At 37.8% G+C, this 16,699-nt stretch carries 14 protein-coding genes; 7 read left to right on the plus strand and 7 right to left on the minus strand.

What is annotated here, in order from left to right:
- Positions 1 to 299: 299 nt before the first annotated feature.
- From VB654_RS13370 to VB654_RS13380, 3 genes are read right to left on the minus strand one after another with little or no spacing between them, the layout of a single operon-like run.
- Positions 300 to 2,288 (minus strand): glycosyltransferase family 4 protein, encoded by a 1,989-nt coding sequence (locus tag VB654_RS13370; RefSeq protein WP_323214257.1) that lies wholly within the window; start codon positions 2,286 to 2,288, stop codon positions 300 to 302.
- A gap of 18 nt (positions 2,289 to 2,306) precedes the next feature.
- Positions 2,307 to 8,966, minus strand: a complete 6,660-nt coding sequence (locus tag VB654_RS13375; RefSeq protein WP_323214258.1) for an FkbM family methyltransferase — start codon at positions 8,964 to 8,966, stop codon at positions 2,307 to 2,309.
- Between the two features lie 51 nt (positions 8,967 to 9,017).
- Complete coding sequence (locus VB654_RS13380) at positions 9,018 to 9,419, minus strand: tetratricopeptide repeat protein (RefSeq protein ID WP_323214259.1); 402 nt, start codon at positions 9,417 to 9,419, stop codon at positions 9,018 to 9,020.
- Between the two features lie 340 nt (positions 9,420 to 9,759).
- Between VB654_RS13380 and psb28 the strand changes: the two genes are divergently transcribed.
- The gene (psb28, locus tag VB654_RS13385; RefSeq protein ID WP_323214260.1) at positions 9,760 to 10,098 is read left to right on the plus strand and encodes a photosystem II reaction center protein Psb28; all 339 of its coding nucleotides are present in this window, start codon (positions 9,760 to 9,762) and stop codon (positions 10,096 to 10,098) included.
- 134 nt (positions 10,099 to 10,232) lie between these two features.
- Positions 10,233 to 10,736, plus strand: a complete 504-nt coding sequence (locus tag VB654_RS13390) for a MogA/MoaB family molybdenum cofactor biosynthesis protein (RefSeq protein WP_323214261.1) — start codon at positions 10,233 to 10,235, stop codon at positions 10,734 to 10,736.
- 235 nt (positions 10,737 to 10,971) lie between these two features.
- On the opposite strand, the gene VB654_RS13395 is transcribed toward VB654_RS13390, so the two are convergent.
- The 4 genes from VB654_RS13395 to VB654_RS13410 all read right to left on the minus strand — a co-directional run bounded on the left by VB654_RS13395 (position 10,972) and on the right by VB654_RS13410 (position 12,960).
- On the minus strand, positions 10,972 to 11,253 hold the full coding sequence (locus VB654_RS13395; RefSeq protein WP_416235684.1) for a hypothetical protein: 282 nt from the start codon (positions 11,251 to 11,253) through the stop codon (positions 10,972 to 10,974).
- A gap of 25 nt (positions 11,254 to 11,278) precedes the next feature.
- Positions 11,279 to 11,422, minus strand: coding sequence for a hypothetical protein (locus VB654_RS13400; RefSeq protein ID WP_323214263.1), 144 nt, complete (start codon positions 11,420 to 11,422; stop codon positions 11,279 to 11,281).
- A 65-nt stretch (positions 11,423 to 11,487) separates the two neighbouring features.
- A complete protein-coding gene (mraY, locus tag VB654_RS13405; protein ID WP_323214264.1) occupies positions 11,488 to 12,591 on the minus strand; it encodes a phospho-N-acetylmuramoyl-pentapeptide-transferase in 1,104 nt (367 codons plus the stop codon).
- Positions 12,592 to 12,720: 129 nt separating this feature from the next.
- On the minus strand, positions 12,721 to 12,960 hold the full coding sequence (locus VB654_RS13410; protein WP_323214265.1) for a DUF3134 domain-containing protein: 240 nt from the start codon (positions 12,958 to 12,960) through the stop codon (positions 12,721 to 12,723).
- Between the two features lie 239 nt (positions 12,961 to 13,199).
- On the opposite strand from VB654_RS13410, the gene VB654_RS13415 reads away from it, so the two are divergent.
- From VB654_RS13415 to VB654_RS13435, 5 genes are all read left to right on the plus strand, one after another.
- Positions 13,200 to 13,784: a PAP/fibrillin family protein gene (locus VB654_RS13415; protein WP_323214272.1), complete on the plus strand. Its 585-nt coding sequence runs from the start codon at positions 13,200 to 13,202 to the stop codon at positions 13,782 to 13,784.
- Between the two features lie 229 nt (positions 13,785 to 14,013).
- Positions 14,014 to 14,226 (plus strand): photosystem I reaction center subunit IV, encoded by a 213-nt coding sequence (locus tag VB654_RS13420; protein WP_089090839.1) that lies wholly within the window; start codon positions 14,014 to 14,016, stop codon positions 14,224 to 14,226.
- 223 nt (positions 14,227 to 14,449) lie between these two features.
- Positions 14,450 to 15,298, plus strand: coding sequence for a DNA-formamidopyrimidine glycosylase (locus VB654_RS13425; RefSeq protein WP_323214266.1), 849 nt, complete (start codon positions 14,450 to 14,452; stop codon positions 15,296 to 15,298).
- A gap of 356 nt (positions 15,299 to 15,654) precedes the next feature.
- Positions 15,655 to 15,870 (plus strand): NAD(P)H-quinone oxidoreductase subunit O, encoded by a 216-nt coding sequence (locus tag VB654_RS13430; RefSeq protein ID WP_323214267.1) that lies wholly within the window; start codon positions 15,655 to 15,657, stop codon positions 15,868 to 15,870.
- A gap of 186 nt (positions 15,871 to 16,056) precedes the next feature.
- A partial coding sequence (locus tag VB654_RS13435; RefSeq protein ID WP_323214268.1) for a malate dehydrogenase occupies positions 16,057 to 16,699 on the plus strand: 643 nt, incomplete at its 3' end.

Genomic DNA, 16,699 nt, shown 5'->3' on the forward strand with positions numbered 1-16,699 from the left:
TAATACTGATGTTCATAGCAAGCTGCTGTTAACAAATAAAATTGTTCATCGCGTATCAGATGTGGTGGCGAGTGGGGTGGATAACTACGACTCAAACGGTATTCAACTAATTTAGCTTTTTGTTCTGGTGTAAGTTTTCGATATTTATACATAAGCTTGTAGTGAGGACTTTAGTCCTCATCTTTGCGGAAGCACTAAAGTGCTGACTACGAAATTGTTTCTGTTTGTAGTGAGGACTTTAGTCCTGCTCTTTGCGGAAGCACTGAAGTGCTGACTACGAACTTTATATTTATTTATATTTAATTCATCAAGCTATCTATTTGATAACTTTGTAGTTTGCTAACTGGTACTTGTTCTAAAGCAGTTTCATCTTCATTATTCAAAGTTATTCTGCCATAAATTCGAGGTAATAAGGATTGCCATTGCATATCTCCTAACTTATCTATCAGGGAGATATCTATTTTAGCACTAATGTCTAAATCCTCTTCCATTAACAAATTCATCGCTACACTAGATAAAAACATTTCTGCATCTTCGGTAGCAATATTCCTCGTGTTAATAAGTAAAGTAAGTTTTTCACTTTCAGGATGAGTGGCTAATGTTTGAATTACTTGTTGTAACTCTAAACCTAGTTCATCTTCTGGCTGTGTCCAATCAGGGAAAATAATATAGTTAATTTCTTTGAGATTTAAGTTAGATAAATCAAATTCTGAATCTAATAGTGTTTGTAATCTTTCTTTCATCTCTTGAACAGGAGCAAAGTTAGGCACAAGATGACTTAGCTTATCTAAGGCTTGTTGCAATACAGCAGTGTCCTGAAGACGCTCTGCGGCTTGAGCTAAATACCAAAATACACGCCAATGAGTACAACCAAATTGGATGGAATGAATAAATTGTTCCATTGCATCTGAAGTTTTTCCCTGACCTTCCAAGATTAACCCTACCCATAATCTTAAATAACCATCTTGGCGATAGTGATTAACATATTGAACTACTCCACCTTCTCCTAATCCTAAGAGAGTCGAGGAATTAGCTATTTTTTCGTCAGCAGCAAATAATTGATTAATATCTTCAGAAGTTAAACTTGTAATAAATTGGGGTGCGGTATCTCCTATAGACTCAATGAAAGTTTTTGCACCTTCAAACTGTGCCGGAATATCAACTACATCCAGAACAGATACAGGTTCATCTAACAAACTACCATCAACAGGAATACTCCATTGTTTCGTTCTCTTGGGTGTTGCCATCAAGCGGTGATAGATGGGATTTAGCTGTTTAGCTGCGTTTTCTGCTCCAAAGATTTGCTCGGCGTATTGCTGGGCATTTTTGCCTAATCTTAATCTTTCTTGGGGATTGTGATAAAGATACTCTAAGGCTTGACTATATTCAAATTCACTATTAACAACTAAACCTGTATAATTGTCAATTACTAATTTTTTAATCCCACCGTGGGGAAAAACTATCGGAGGTATTCCGGCATACATGACTTCTTGTAAATTTAATTCTGCGGCTGCATAGGTATCTTCACATAATGGATAACCATAAACATCAAATTCAGAAATTACTGAGCTAATATCTTCGACAAAACCACGAAAATCAAATTTAGCTAATGAGTTTAATTCTGAGGCTTGTTGCTGTAATAAATTAATATTTCCACCACCACAGAGAATAAATTTAACACCGGGAATATTAGCTTTGGCACTCATAGAGATATACTCAGGGTGCATTTTACTAAAAGCTAAAGCTCCCATATAGCCAACATTAAAAGTATCGTGGGGTTGGGGTTGAATATTTTGAACTCGCTCAAAATCAGCCGCATCGTAAACCATCCCGACTTTTTTTTGTCTGATTTCCGGTGCTAATTGTCGCACTACGGGTAAGTCATAAGAATGGGGATTACAAGGAATAGCAAAGTCAGCATAATTAATTAAATCACGAGTAATCACCTGTGGGGCGCTATCTCCTGAAACATGAAACCAGATGATTAACCTTGTGGGAGGTAATTCCGAATGCAGAAAAGAGAACATCTGGGGATTATTCCAGTAGTGAATATGCACTAAATCTGCTTCAGAAATTAGTTGATTACGAGCTATTACATCAACTGGCGCAATAAATTTCATACCCCCTGATTCTGCTAATTCTACTGCACTAGGATCAGCTTCTTTCAAAGAGATAACTTGATGTTGAAGTTGCTCATCTAAACGAGAAGAATATTTAGAAATAGCAATCATGGAGCGAGCAGCACCACCGAGACAAAGGAAATCAATAATATGTAGAATTTTAAGCATTGAATTAGAGGTTTTAATTTAATTGCTGGGTTTACGATAAATTTTTAGAGAAGAATATACTCCGGGAATAATCGGCAAATATGCCTGAGTTTGAGTTGGATCATCAGGATATAACAAAGGTATTTCGATAATTTCACAATTGTAAGTATTTTCCATTAATTCTTGGCAAGCCTGTCTGATACCGGGTTCATTTCCTCCATGATGAAAAAGGATTGAGGAACTATTTTCCTCATTCAGAGGAGGTAAATAATCATGGAAAATCATTAAGCCTCCAGGAGCAAGTAAGGGATAATAGTTAATAATATCTTTTTTCACACCTTCATAAGAATGATCGCCATCAACAAAAATATAAGGTGGATAGTTACCGTCACGCTCAAAGATACTTTGTAATTCAGCTAAAGCATCATGGGAAAACATTCTCAGATGAGTAATTTCTGGTGGTAAGTTATCCAGTACTAATTTTAATTGGGGGTGTAATCCTGGATCAATAGCCCATCCTTCTAAAGCATTATGCTCTCTAACTAGGGCTTTTTGATTTAAAAATAGTGAACTTCCGGCAAAAGAGCCTATTTCCACAAAACGGCAAGGAGATGAATTGGTTGTTAAAAGTTGACGCAGAGCATAATACATCTGAAAACGCTCATTTTTTGACATCTGACTTTGAATGCCGTATTTCACAGGATCATCTTGGTGAAATTCTGCGATTAATGAGGTTTCAAATACTGGATTAATAGCAAATTTGTGAGGGCAATTAAACCAAACTCCTGTACTATCTATTTGATGAAGTTTAAATTTTAGTTGCCTCTCGGCTTCAAATTCATGTAAGGCTTGACGACATCCTTCCCAGAAACCATAATCATCTACTTGCACAAATCCATCATTAGAAATGCGATCATAGAAATTATGAATAATTGTTTTAGTGGATTCGTACCAATCACCATCCATGTGTAGAAGAGCAATCATCCCTACTCTATCTCTCATTTTTGGTAGGGTGTCTTGAAAGTAACCTTTAACTAATTGAACAATATCACCAACGCCCAGTTTATTGCAGATTTCCTTCACACTGGCTTCTGGTGCGGCACAAGTACCTGTACCCCATCCCGTTACTTCAGCAAGAATACCGTTAGATTTATCTTTTTCTGTGGGTGCAGGCATTCCATCAAAAGAGTCAAAGGCATAAACCCAACGAGGTTGTCTGGTATGGCGTTTAATTACTGCGGCTACAAGGGCTGTTGAACCTCCGGCCGCAACTCCACACTCGACAAAGTTACCGGGGATATTTTCTACACAAATTCTTTTGATGAGCGTAAATAGTGAATACAGTCTAGCCTCACTGAGCATTGTATAAGGTTGAATTAACCTATATATTTCTTGAAATTCAGAGTCTTGGATATTATTAGATACAAATTGAGGATATTGATTTAATAATTGCTTGAGAAAATTATCGGCTTGATTATTTTCGGGAAAATAGCGTAACTCTTCATACAAAGCTTGAATAGAAGCAGCAGGTTGTCTCATCTGCAAAAAACATTTTGCTCTTAAATAGTCTAAACCCATAATGGGTTGTTTTAAAGCTTTGGCATCATTTAATATTGTAAAAGCTTCTTGAAGTTGATTATTATTTAAGGCAAGATTTGCTTTTTGAATCAGATGATTATTTTGATTAAGTTCTTTTGATGCAGATAAATTGGAAGATTTAATGTTTGCTGGTGTCAGCTTTTTCAGATAACCATTGGTTGCCCAAGTCAAATTGTAAGCAAAAAAGTCACAATATTCACCATCAATATCATACTCGTGGTTATATTCAGCCATAAAAGCTTTTAAGGCTTGATGGGGTCCACTGTTATAAGATTTATCCTGAACAATATCAGAAATAATACCATCTTCGACTACAATGTATTCGTCTTGGTCAAGATATGGATGGAAGAAATCTAAAACTGCCTTACTTGTGTGATAGGAATGATCTGCATCTTCTATTACTAATAAAGGACGAGGTAATTGCTTTAAAAAATCGGGAGAAAAAATTTCTTGTAAATTTTGTCCATCTCCTTCCATAAATGTGACATTAGTATGAGAATACTTCGTCACTTTCACAATATCCACAGAGTAAATATGACAATCAAGACCAAAATTATTTAATAAGTCCCCAAACCATAAAGCACTACCACCACTTTTTGAGCCAATTTCAATAATAGTGCGAGGCTTTATATTCCAAATTAAGACAGGATAGATGGCATAATCAAAAGGATTTTTTTGTGTTGGTACACCACGATAAGAATAATTATGAATACTATTTTGAATAGACATCATTAAATCATGGGGTAAGGCAGTATTCCATGTCCTTTGCTCATTGGGAATCTTCACCTTTTTTGGTTTAATTAATGCTTTTGTTAGTGATGCAACCTGTTGTTGTGCTTGAATATTTTCAGGATTATATTCTAATTCTTGTTGAGCTGCTTCCAGAGCTTCTTCATATCTGGCAACAGCGCTATTAAAAATCGATCTGAAATAATGTAACCCTGGTACAAAAACACCCAATGCGGCAGCTTTTTCACCTAAACGGAGAGCTTTGATTTTATCCCCTTGATTAAAACTTTCTAAGGCTTGGTGAATTATTGCTTCAACTTCTTTTTCTGAATCTTGACTAATTTGTTGTAGAAGGTGTTTTCCTTTAAGATGATTTGGTACTTTTGCGAAAAGAGAGTGAAGAGAATTTTTTGCTTCAGAAATATAACCTAATCTGATCTCAGCTAATGCTTTGAGATAGTAATAGCTGGAATTTGGCTGTTGTATAGAACCTATAAGATTAAGAACCTCAGAATTTTTGTTACTGTTGATATAGTCTATTAACTTTTCTTGAGAAGATATATTAGAAGTTTCAATAACAAGTGATTTCGTTTTTCCACCACTAAAAATTGTTGCTTCAGTAAAATTATCTGCCTGAGTATTTTGAATAATCATAGGAGAATGTTTAAGAGGAAATTTCATGGCTTCTAGTGCCATATTAGCTAAAGGACTATTAACATTTTTCATGTGAGTACCAGTACCAAATCCAATATTAGATACTAGATTTACATGAGGCAAGATTGTTAAACCATTATTAGCCCAAAGTGTAAATAGCCAAATATAATCCCAAGTGTTAAAACCATCATAGACATCTTGAAATATTCTTGACCAGTAAGCAACTGCCTGAGCATTTGGCAAGACATTATTAAGCCAAGCATTATCTCTTAATTTTGGCCATAGTTGCATAGAATCATCATACTTTGTCCACGCACGCCGCCAACTTGCCCAACCCCAAATATGGCTGTAACGAGAAAAATAATAACTATCTTCGGTTCTTTTCTGTCCAAATTGGAAGTTATCGCCCGAAATCATCATAATGCGTTCATCATCACGATATTTCTCTAATAATTCTTGGCAGTAGCGGAAAAAAGTCGGATGAGGTAGACAGTCATCTTCTAAAATAATGGCTTCTTCTACCTGCTCAAATATCCAATCTAAACCACTACTAACTCTTTTGCGACAACCTAAGTTAACATCAGAGTAATTAGTTAATACTTCACATTCCCAATCAATTTGATTAATGATTGCTCTGGTAGCAGTACATTTTTCTGCTTCTCCGAGTTTATCGGTTCTTGCTCCATCTGCTACAACTAATAATTTAGGGGGTTTAGCTTGGCGGATTGCTTCAAATACTCTGGCGGTAGTATCGGGGCGATTGAAAATGAGAAATGCTACAGGGGTTGTTAGCTCAGATTTTATAGCTGATGATTTTTGTCTTTGATAATGTTCAATTTTTGCATCAAGGAAGATTGTTTCAGCAGCCCAAGGATTAAACTGAATCAGTTTTTTGGACGGTAAATATGGGCGCATAAATAACTTTCCTTTTTCATTTAAAATTGCAGCAGCGAAGGAAAAAGAACTGTTAGAAATTGCTAAAATATCACATTGACTGAGTAAATAAAAATCTACATAAAAATCTGCTTGTTCTAATTCACAATCTAAGTCTCTAGCTGTTACTGGATTATATTGACTAAAATCTTGCTTGACTTTATCTATTTCATCGCTAGCAATGAATAATACTGGTTCATCCAGGGTTGACCAAATATTATCTAACCATTCTAAATACCATTGACTGGGTGCGATGAAAAAATGCTGATAGCCATAGTCTCCTCTTCGTAAATGAAGCCCAATAATTGTTTTTCCCTTTTTACGAAGACTTTGAATTCCTTGCTGAATTTTCGCTTTAATTTCTGTTACTGGCTCAAATAAAGAACGAAAATACTCCTTATGGGGAGCATAGTATCTAGTGTTGTATTGAAAATATCCCCAAAAATCAACATTTTTAAAGACTTGATCCGAATTGGGAATGATTGCATCCTTTATATCATTGGTTATTTCTGTAAATACTGGTAGTACTTGAGAAATAGGTGGATCATTATGTCCAAAAATAGTTTGTCCTATCCAAGATGGTGTTTCTACTCTGAGATTATGTTCTTTAGCATATATTTTTAAGAAAGCATATTGAAAAATTTGATTAGCAAATCTACCATTTTTACCTAAAGTAGATATGGTAATCACTGCTTTTTTTGTATAAAAAGCATCTCCCCAGGATGGATGGTAAGGAGTAGTTGTCGCTATTCTTTCAAAATCATAAGTTTCTAAAAAATCATCTATTTCATCAATTAAGGCACACCCAGCATAAAGCTCTTTATAGTTGACTTCTGTGTTAATGGCTTCTATGTATTTTAATGTCTTAGTTGCCCCTTGTAATGCTAATAGTTCTGCCCCTTGAATATCAATGTTGAGAATATTGAAGTCTGCTGGATTAACGTTTAATTCCTCCAATAAACTATCCAGAGTTTTGCATGGTACTCTAATTTGGTCAGTTTCCGTAATCATGGGATAAATTTCCGATGATACTTTCAAAGGCAAAATAGAGCTACTTTGATCCATTGAAGTTATATGTAAAGTAACTGTGCCATTTTCATTACCAATGGCAGAACATACCGCTTGCACATGAGGATAATTGGCTATCGTACTCTGTAATCTCGTAAATACATTTGGGTTAGCTTCGATATAAAGTATCTTATCTACCCCCATTGCTAAATAATCACTCAATTCTTGTCCTTCATGCGCTCCAATATGAATCACACCTCTGGGTTTCACAGACTTGCTGGCACAAAGCTCGGCTAAGTCAAGCATTCGAGGCGTTTGTCCTAGAATGGTGGTTTTGAAGCGTTCGTTAACTGCTAAGTAATTACTATATTCAAAATCTTCATATTCTGGTAAAAACTCAGGTATATAGATTAAATGTTCTGCTTCTATTTTTAAAAGAAAATATTTAAGATTATGTAAATAATTAAATACTTGCTTTAAAGTAATATTAGAATCTTTAAACGTCCCGCCATATTCAAATTGTATATAATCAATTTTGCCTTTTCTCAGTAATTCTTTTGCTCCATAAAGGACATCTAATTCTCCTCCTTCGGTATCAATTTTTAAAAAGTTAATTTTATTGATTTGTAATTGCTGGCAGTATTTATCAATAGTTGTAGTAACTACTGGTAATTCAATGGGCTGTTTCAGAGCATATTGTCTTTCAACCTCGAAACGGCGATAAAAAGTACTCCAAGCTGGATTATCTTCATAGTAATAAAAATTTTGTGTATTTTGGTGGTTAGCCACGGCAATTTGATTAGCGCGTATATTCCCATTTTCTAACCATTCGGCTAAGTTACTATTCAGTGTTATGTAGTTATTTGGTACTGGTTCAAATAAATGTATTTGAACTTGCTCATTGTTTTCTAAAAGCGTTTTACTCCAATTTCCAACATTAGCACCAACATCAAAAACTATACTTTGATTATTAATGAAATTTTTAATAATTTTTGTTTCCCCTGTTGAATCAAAATATTGGTTTTTATTGTTAGTATATGAGCCTATTGGTTTTTTTAAAATAATTATATTGCCCCAAACTGAACTAGATTTAAATAAATCTTTAAAATTACTTGTATAATCTTGTAAACGAAAAGTAACTGGATTTTCAGGTTCAGATTCATCAACTATCATCCCCAAAGTATAGCCAGATTGTTCTAGCACTCTTAAACAGTCGCTAGTTTGATTTAAAAATTTCGGAGACCACCCACTATTAGAACTAGCTTTAGAATCACCGCCACCATACTCAAACATTACTATTTCGGGTAAAAGAAATGACGGTAATTCTTGCAACTGACTAATAATTATAAATTCTGCCCCTTCAACATCTATTTTTAAGCAACTTATTTTTTCTATATGAAAACTAGAGATTAATGTCTTAAGAGTGAGAGAATGAACATCTGATGTTTTTTCTGATGCTCCCCACCAATCAGGCAAAAGAGAAGAAAGATTGATGTTGTCATGTCCTTGAAAATTGCCAATGTATAGAGTTTGATCTCCATCTACATCTGAAAGACAACTTTCAACTAAATCAATACTATTTTCTTGACATACTTGACGTAGTTGATTGCCTACTAACGGTTCTATAGCAATACTTTTAAATCCTAACTGTTTAAATAGGACACAATAAAAAGCAAATGTACCCACTCCTACTTCGATGCAAACCCCTTTTTTTTCGCTATCCACTTTTGGTAAATAATCGGTTAATAGTTGTTCACAGTATTTTCCGCATTTCATGGGTATTTTTCTCCTAGAGTTTTTAATATTTAAATATTTGTTTGAGCAAATCTAGCGATCGCTCTCAGTTTGCAAATTCTGAACCTGCTCTAACATCACGTTATAATCTTGCCGATCAGGGTGTAAATTTGTTAACTTTTCTAAAGGTTCCATTGCACCTTGAAAATCTTCCAATTTTATCCTTAATAAAGCCAGTTTTTCCAGTGCAACTTGGTTCTCAGGTTCTCGTCGTAATACCAACTCATAATCCTGCGCCTGTTCTTGCAATGAAGACTCAACAGATACAGATGCTGGCTGAGGTTGAGGATTTTGCATAGCTCGTTGTATCGTACCAACTGCCCCAAACAACATAGAACCACCAAATCCAATTATTGATATAATCGCTAAAAATTTCTTTTTTCGCTGGTCTTTCTTTTTACGGACAACGAAATAATCTTCCCCTGAACTAGTCATGTTGTTTTTATATCCTATGGAAAATACTTAGGTAATCTCAGCCTCTAAGAATATCAGCCTCTAGTACAGATGATACCCATAACACTAGAGTAACTATCATCTAAACTGGAATTTTTTTACACAAGTTTTAAAGCTGTCTCAAAAAAACTATTCAACCCAAAATATAGTTTTTTATGCAGATATACATGATAATATGGTGAATTTGCTTTATTGACTCATTTGTGATAAAGAAATTTGTCAATAAATATCACTGAAAAATATGAGGGTTTTCAGCATTTCCCAAAAAATGAGAGAATTACAAGTTAACGATTACAACTACAAAATATTAAATACACAGATCATGGTCAAAATTCAATTTTCTAAAGGTATTGACGAAGAAGTAATTCCAGAAGTACGCTTGACGCGATCGCGCACTGGTGACAGTGGTACAGCAACATTTATCTTCATAAATCCCCAAGTATTGGCGGAAGGCAGCACCGAAGAAATCACCGGGATGTACCTAATCGACGAGGAAGGCGAAATTGTCACCCGTGAAGTTAAGGGTAAATTTGTGAACGGTAAGCCAGAAGGTATAGAGGCAGTTCATGTGATGAAATCCGCCGAAGAATGGGAGCGTTTTATGCGCTTTATGGAACGGTATGCTGAACAAAACGATTTGGGATTTAATAAAGCTGAGTAGAAAAGTGCTGTTAGTGGGGCGTTTAGCCCGTGCTGAGTGCTGAGTGGAAATCCAGTTGCTGTAATATCAAGTTTTTTACCACTAGGAGCGAGGTTTTCCACCTTGCTTCCTGGCTCAATCTTCCCTTGTTCCTCATGTCAATGCAACCACACCCCGACTCCCCAGGAATTATCATCACCTGCGCTGTGGTGACGGTCAGTGATACTCGTGACCTAGAAACTGATAAAAGTGGTCAGCTAATCCAGCAATTGCTGGTTGCGGCGCACCATGTTGTGGAAGTGTACAAAATCGTTAAGGATGAGCCAGCGCAAATTCAAGCAGAAATAGAACGGCTGAGTAAAAATGCTGCTTTAGATGTAATTATCTTCAATGGTGGTACTGGTATCGCTCCCAGAGATACAACCTATGATGCGATTGAGAAATTATTAGAGAAAACTTTACCCGGATTTGGGGAGTTGTTTCGATTTTTAAGTTATCAAGAAATTGGTTCCCGTGCGATCGCTTCTCGTGCTGTGGCTGGAGTTTATCAATATAAATTAATCTTTTCCCTTCCCGGTTCTAGTAACGCGGTGCGATTGGGGATGGAAAAGCTGATTTTGCCAGAAATGGCTCATTTAGTTAGTCAATTGCAAATGTAGGGAATTTCTTCTTTGTGTCATAAGGGACTTCCAAATAAAAAAACACTCAACCACCTAACGTAAAAAATTTCTCAAACCTTGATTCCTCTGTGTCCTCTGCGCCTCTGTGGTTCGTTAATCCGGATAATTTATTTCTTGGAAGTCCCTAAGACCTCACCCATAGCCTCTAATTATCAGGTAACAAGAATTTTCCCCGTCCCCCAAACTAGGGGGATTTAGGGAGCAGAATAATGCTTTAAGCCATTAAAATCTGACGAATTAAAATACTCATTACCTCACCAGGGTTAGCGGTTGGTAACAATGGACTCCAGTCGCTAACGTTGGCATAGCCAATTACTTGCAGATAGTGAATTGTACTGCTAACAGTTTTTGCAGAACCAATGAGTAGATGTTTAATCGGTTCTCTTTTGGGCGATGGGTTGTTAAAAGATTGATGGACTTGAGGTGTAATAAAGTTTTCGCCATGTAAGTACTGTTGTAAGTCGGATGGGGCGAACTTTTCAACTTGTGTCATTATAGTATTTATCTCCATAAATGGGGGTTTAGGGAAAGGCGATCGCGGAACCTTGGACGGGAGCGATCGCCTTTCTTATCACTACTATAATGTATAAAATTATACCTGTCAACCCCTGACAGAAAAATAATTTATGCCCAAAATTGTCCATTTTAGGGTTGCCAATTTTCATCAAAAAACCCCCGCATATACGGAGGTTATTGTTTATTAAATGAGTTTTTTAAAGGTTCAAAAATTTTAAAAAGGAGCGACTGCTAAACAAATGACCGCTAAAATCGTAGCAATAATATAAAATACCGCTACTACTTGTAATTCTGACCAGCCGGTTAATTCTAAATGATGGTGTAGGGGAGCCATTTTAAACAAACGCTTACCTTTACCATCTGGTCCTTTTGTCGCTTTGTAATATCCTACCTGAGCGATCACCGAAAGGGTTTCTACAAAGAAAATCCCACTGAGAATAAACAGCGCGACTAAACTATTAGTTAGTAATGCCACAGCACCTAAAGCCCCACCCAATGCTAAGGAACCTGTATCACCCATGAATACACGGGCTGGGTTGCGGTTATGGGCTAAGAAACCTAAGCAACCACCACTTAATGCCGCACAAAAAACCATCAATCCAGGGTAAGCTGGAGCAATGAGCGCACCTAACGCTAGTAAGGCGATCGCCACGGTTCCTGCGGCTAAACCATCAATACCGTCAGTTAAGTTAGTGGCGTTACTTTCTGCTAATAAAACAAAGCCAGCCACAGGCCAGAATAAGAATCCTAAAGGTATTGTTAAGCTTACCCAAGGTAAAGCTATATTTGTAATATCACCATGATCAGTGGACATGAGCCACAAACAGAACGCGGCTGCAAATACAATTTGCAACCCTAATTTTGTCTTGGGGGATATGCCTTTGTTTGATTTGCGGCGCAGAATTTGCCAATCATCAATCCAGCCCACAAATCCATAGCTGAGAGTTAAAGCGGAAACTGCCAGCACTTCTGGGGCAAAATTGGAAAATCCGCAGGCGATCGCTATAGCCACAGGGACGAAAAATATACCCCCCATTGTGGGCGTACCAGCTTTTTTTAAATGGGCTTGGGGGCCATCTTCACGGATGATTTGCCCAGTTTTGAGGGCTTGTAGCAGTGGTATAACCACAAAGCCGATAGCAGCTGAACCCAGGGCGCACACCAACAATGGTAAAGTCATTGACATAGCTTGCCAGGGCGTTCTGTTGCCCAGCCAATCAAATATCACGGCTGCTACACTTAGCATTAAGACTAAACCAGAAGCTAATCCAATACCCGAAATGGTTGATCCTTGGTTAGGAGACAATTTAGCGTCCACAAAAATTCCCTTCACTCCACACTTATAAAATTCAACAATGAGAACAACACATATTATCTAGTTGAGTACGGCCAATAAAACTAGATTTATACCCTACGTCTTTTGACTTTTGGGTAGCTGTAAAAGTCCTCAATCTTCGTCTAAACTCACATCACTGTCATCGTCCATATCAAAATCATCTATGCCGTCTTCGGTACTTAAGTATTCTGATATTTCTACGTCTTGCTGTGAAAACTCGGTTTCTTGGACATTACGCGCTACCAGACGACCTTGAAATTGCAACCAGTCCAACATAGAAGACTCTTGCTTGAGTGGGATCACCTGTGCGCGTTGGTTACGGGGTTCTTCACTTAAGGGAGAATTCAACATATCTACGAAAGCACAAAAAGGTTCATGTAACTAGACATTAAGAAGTCTATCACTGACGAGGGCTAATTTAATTATTCATTCGACTCTGGGGGGAATAAATCCGTAAGCTGACAGAATTATTTTATTTAATAGTGGTAAAAAAACCTGAAATAAATTTTTAGTGTTTTGTAAAGTGCTATACATACGACATTAATATGACTTAAGTGGATGAATCCTGATAACTTTTGAGGTGGTGGATGATGATCGGCAAAGCAAATCTGATTGATGCGATCGCTGGGACAAATCGTGGTTTATTAGCTAGTGAACCACAAAAACAGGCTATCTTAGCCGCGATCGCTAATTTGGAAGACTTTAATCCTACGCCTCGTCCCATAGAAGCAAGCAATTTGCTCGATGGTGATTGGCGCTTAATATATACAACCAGCAAGGCACTGTTAAACCTGGATCGCATCCCTTTATGTAAACTTGGTCAAATTTATCAGTGTATTCGGGTGAACACTAGCAGCGTTTATAACATAGCCGAAATTTATGGCCTACCTTATCTCGAAGGTTTAGTTAGTGTAGCTGCCAAATTTGAACCTGTTTCCGAAAAACGTGTCCAAGTAAAATTTCAACGCTCAATTCTGGGTTTAAAACGTTTAATAGATTATCGTTCTCCCGCCAGTTTTATCCAACAAATTGAAGCTGGTAAAAAATTTCCGGCAATTGATACGCCCTTAAACGGTGATAAACAGCAAGGCTGGCTGGACATTACTTATATAGATAGTGATTTGCGAATAGGCAGGGGTAACGAGGGTAGCGTGTTTGTTTTAAGTAAAACATAAATTTTTGCTAATTTGTCTATTTGCGAATGAAATTAAGCGATCATTGGGTTTTTGTCAAGGAGGGTCTGACACCTATTTTAAATTTGGGGTTAGCCGTGAGTCAGTACACAAAGGAAGAGATGGGAGCGATAAATAACTTAACAAAGCCTCTAGGCGAGGCCTTCAAGATGTACAGTGAAATCAAATAGCCCCATATATTGGCAATCAATAATTAAAAGGGAAGATAATCATGGTTCAACGTGGTTCTAAAGTACGTATCCTCCGCCCCGAATCCTACTGGTTTCAAGAAGTAGGCACTGTAGCTACTATCGACCAAAGCGGCATCAAATACGCAGCAATTGTCCGGTTTGATAAGGTGAATTACTCCGGTATTAACACCAATAACTTTGCCATAGACGAATTAGTTGAGGTAGAAGCACCAAAGGCTAAAGCTAAAAAATAAGCGGCAAACTTAAAGAAGCAGGGGAGCAGGGAGCATTGAAGAAGCAGGGGAGCAGGGAGCAGGGAGCAAGGGGGAGTTAGAAATTAGTTTAAACTTCCTGACTGAAAAACCGTTCCTCTTCTCCTCAGCACCCTGCCCCCGTTCCTCTTTTCCCCTGCCCCTTTCCTCTTTTTTAACTATTTAATCGCCCTTACATAAAATTTGCCTGTTTAATCAGCTTTAAATGCCTGAACTGCCTGAAGTCGAAACAGTCCGCAGGGGTTTAAATCAATTGACCCTGCATCGAGAAATTACAGGCGGGTGTGTGTTGCTGAATCGCACCATCGCCTACCCGTTTTCTGTAGATGAGTTTATGCCTGAAATTACTGGCAGTGCGATCGCTTCTTGGCATCGTCGTGGTAAATATCTTTTAGCTCAACTCACTCACTCATCTCATTCATCTCCCATTTGGCTGGGCGTTCATTTGCGAATGACTGGACAATTGTTGTGGGTACATCAAGATGAACCAGTACACAAGCACACCAGAGTCAGGTTATATTTTCAAGACCAGCAAGAATTACGCTTTGTAGACCAGCGCACATTCGGGCAAATGTGGTGGGTTCCCCCAGGAGTGGCTGTAGAAAGTATAATTACTGGTTTAGCAAAACTGGCTGTAGATCCATTTTCACCAGAGTTCACCGTTGATTATCTCGCCGCTAAATTGAAAAATCGCCGTCGTCCCATCAAAACGGCACTATTAGATCAGTCAGTGGTAGCAGGTTTAGGTAATATTTATGCTGATGAGGCTTTATTTAAAAGTGGAATTTTACCAGAAAATCTCTGTTTAGATTTGCAGTTAGAGCAAATTGAGCCTTTACATACAGCCATCATTCAAGTCTTAGAAACCAGTATTGCGGCTGGCGGGACAACCTTTAGTAATTTTCTGAATGTTCAGGGGGTTAACGGCAATTATGGGGGTGTTGCTTGGGTATATAACCGCACTGGGGAACCTTGCCGAGTTTGTAGTACACCCATACAGCGCATTAAATTAGCTGGGCGTTCCAGTCATTTCTGCCCCCAGTGTCAGAGTTGAGTGCTGAGTGCTGAGTGCTGAGTGCTAAGTGCTGAGTGTTGAGTGTTGAGTGTTGAGTGTTGAGTGTTGAGTGTTGAGTGTTGAGTGTTGAGTGTTGAGTGTTGAGTGTTGAGTAGGGAGTCAAAACCAAGTAGCACTGAGAATCTAGGATGGTGCTTTGCGCTATGCGACAACCACTAATTTAAGCTGGCCACGTCACTACAAAAAAATTTGGAATAATTTAAGCAGAAAAATAGTGAGGAGTGAGGAAGAATATTCGCCGTGTTCCTTGATGTTCAAGATATTCTTAAGTGAAAATACATCTGCCTACAAGCTAAAATCCTCTTAAAACGATCTGCAAATTCAAGAGGCAATTTATGGCAGTCAAAAAAGGAGACATGGTTCGCGCTATCCGCGAGAAATTGGAAAACAGTCTGGAAGCACAAGCCAGTGATACCCGCTTTCCTTCATATTTGTTTGACAGCAAGGGCGAAATTGTCGATACGAAAGGTGATTACGCTTTGGTAAAATTTGGGAAAGTGCCAACACCAAATATTTGGTTACGTTTGGATCAACTTGAAGAATTTAACTAACTTTCAGAGTCAAGTCTGACCCTACACAAACAAAACCTGCCCCCGCAGGTTTCAATATTTTACTTTATACTAACTTTAAAAACATGAAAACAAAGGACGGGCAAGATGCCCATCCCACAATATGGAATCATTTATTTTATAGTGTTTCCTTAATTACGAATTACAAATTACAAATTACGAATTATTATGGTTTCTCCTATTCTATGCCGTTCGCCTCGTGTCACTATTGTGGGTGCTGGTAAGGTTGGTAGTACTCTCGCCCAACGTATTGCTGAAAAAAATCTTGCAGATGTGGTGTTGCTGGATATTGTTGAGGGAATGCCCCAAGGTTTAGCATTGGATTTAATGGAAGCTAGGGGAATTGAGTTACATCATCGTCAGATTATGGGGACGAATGATTATACTGATACTTCTGATTCCGAAATTGTGGTGATTACTGCCGGAATTCCCCGTAAACCTGGGATGAGTCGGGATGATTTGCTGAAAATTAATGCCAAGATTGTGGTGGAAGCGGCTAAGAGTGCGATCGCTCATTCTCCCGATGCTATTTTTATAATTATCACCAATCCTTTGGATGTGATGACTTATTTGGCTTGGGAAGCGACAGGTTTACCACGTCACCGAGTTATGGGTATGGCTGGGGTATTAGACTCGGCAAGATTTGAAACTTTTATTGCTTTAGAGTTAGGGGTATTACCGGCTGATGTGAAGGCAATGGTATTGGGTAGCCACGGTGATTTAATGGTTCCCTTGTCTGGTTATGCAACCGTTAACGGCATTCCCATCACAGAATTATTGGATACAGCCACAATTGCCCGTTTGGTAGAGA

Origin of the sequence: Nodularia sp. UHCC 0506, assembly GCF_034931045.1 — a bacterium.
GTDB lineage: Bacteria > Cyanobacteriota > Cyanobacteriia > Cyanobacteriales > Nostocaceae > Nodularia.

What these genes read in the sequence shown, in the direction of transcription:
- VB654_RS13370 (WP_323214257.1), bottom strand. Translation starts at nt 2,288, where the DNA reads ATGCTTAAAATTCTACATATTATTGATTTCCTTTGTCTCGGTGGTGCT.
- VB654_RS13375 (WP_323214258.1), bottom strand. Translation starts at nt 8,966, where the DNA reads ATGAAATGCGGAAAATACTGTGAACAACTATTAACCGATTATTTACCA.
- VB654_RS13380 (WP_323214259.1), bottom strand. Translation starts at nt 9,419, where the DNA reads ATGACTAGTTCAGGGGAAGATTATTTCGTTGTCCGTAAAAAGAAAGAC.
- psb28 (WP_323214260.1), top strand. Translation starts at nt 9,760, where the DNA reads ATGGTCAAAATTCAATTTTCTAAAGGTATTGACGAAGAAGTAATTCCA.
- VB654_RS13390 (WP_323214261.1), top strand. Translation starts at nt 10,233, where the DNA reads ATGTCAATGCAACCACACCCCGACTCCCCAGGAATTATCATCACCTGC.
- VB654_RS13400 (WP_323214263.1), bottom strand. Translation starts at nt 11,422, where the DNA reads ATGAAAATTGGCAACCCTAAAATGGACAATTTTGGGCATAAATTATTT.
- VB654_RS13410 (WP_323214265.1), bottom strand. Translation starts at nt 12,960, where the DNA reads ATGTTGAATTCTCCCTTAAGTGAAGAACCCCGTAACCAACGCGCACAG.
- VB654_RS13415 (WP_323214272.1), top strand. Translation starts at nt 13,200, where the DNA reads ATGATCGGCAAAGCAAATCTGATTGATGCGATCGCTGGGACAAATCGT.
- VB654_RS13420 (WP_089090839.1), top strand. Translation starts at nt 14,014, where the DNA reads ATGGTTCAACGTGGTTCTAAAGTACGTATCCTCCGCCCCGAATCCTAC.
- VB654_RS13425 (WP_323214266.1), top strand. Translation starts at nt 14,450, where the DNA reads ATGCCTGAACTGCCTGAAGTCGAAACAGTCCGCAGGGGTTTAAATCAA.
- VB654_RS13430 (WP_323214267.1), top strand. Translation starts at nt 15,655, where the DNA reads ATGGCAGTCAAAAAAGGAGACATGGTTCGCGCTATCCGCGAGAAATTG.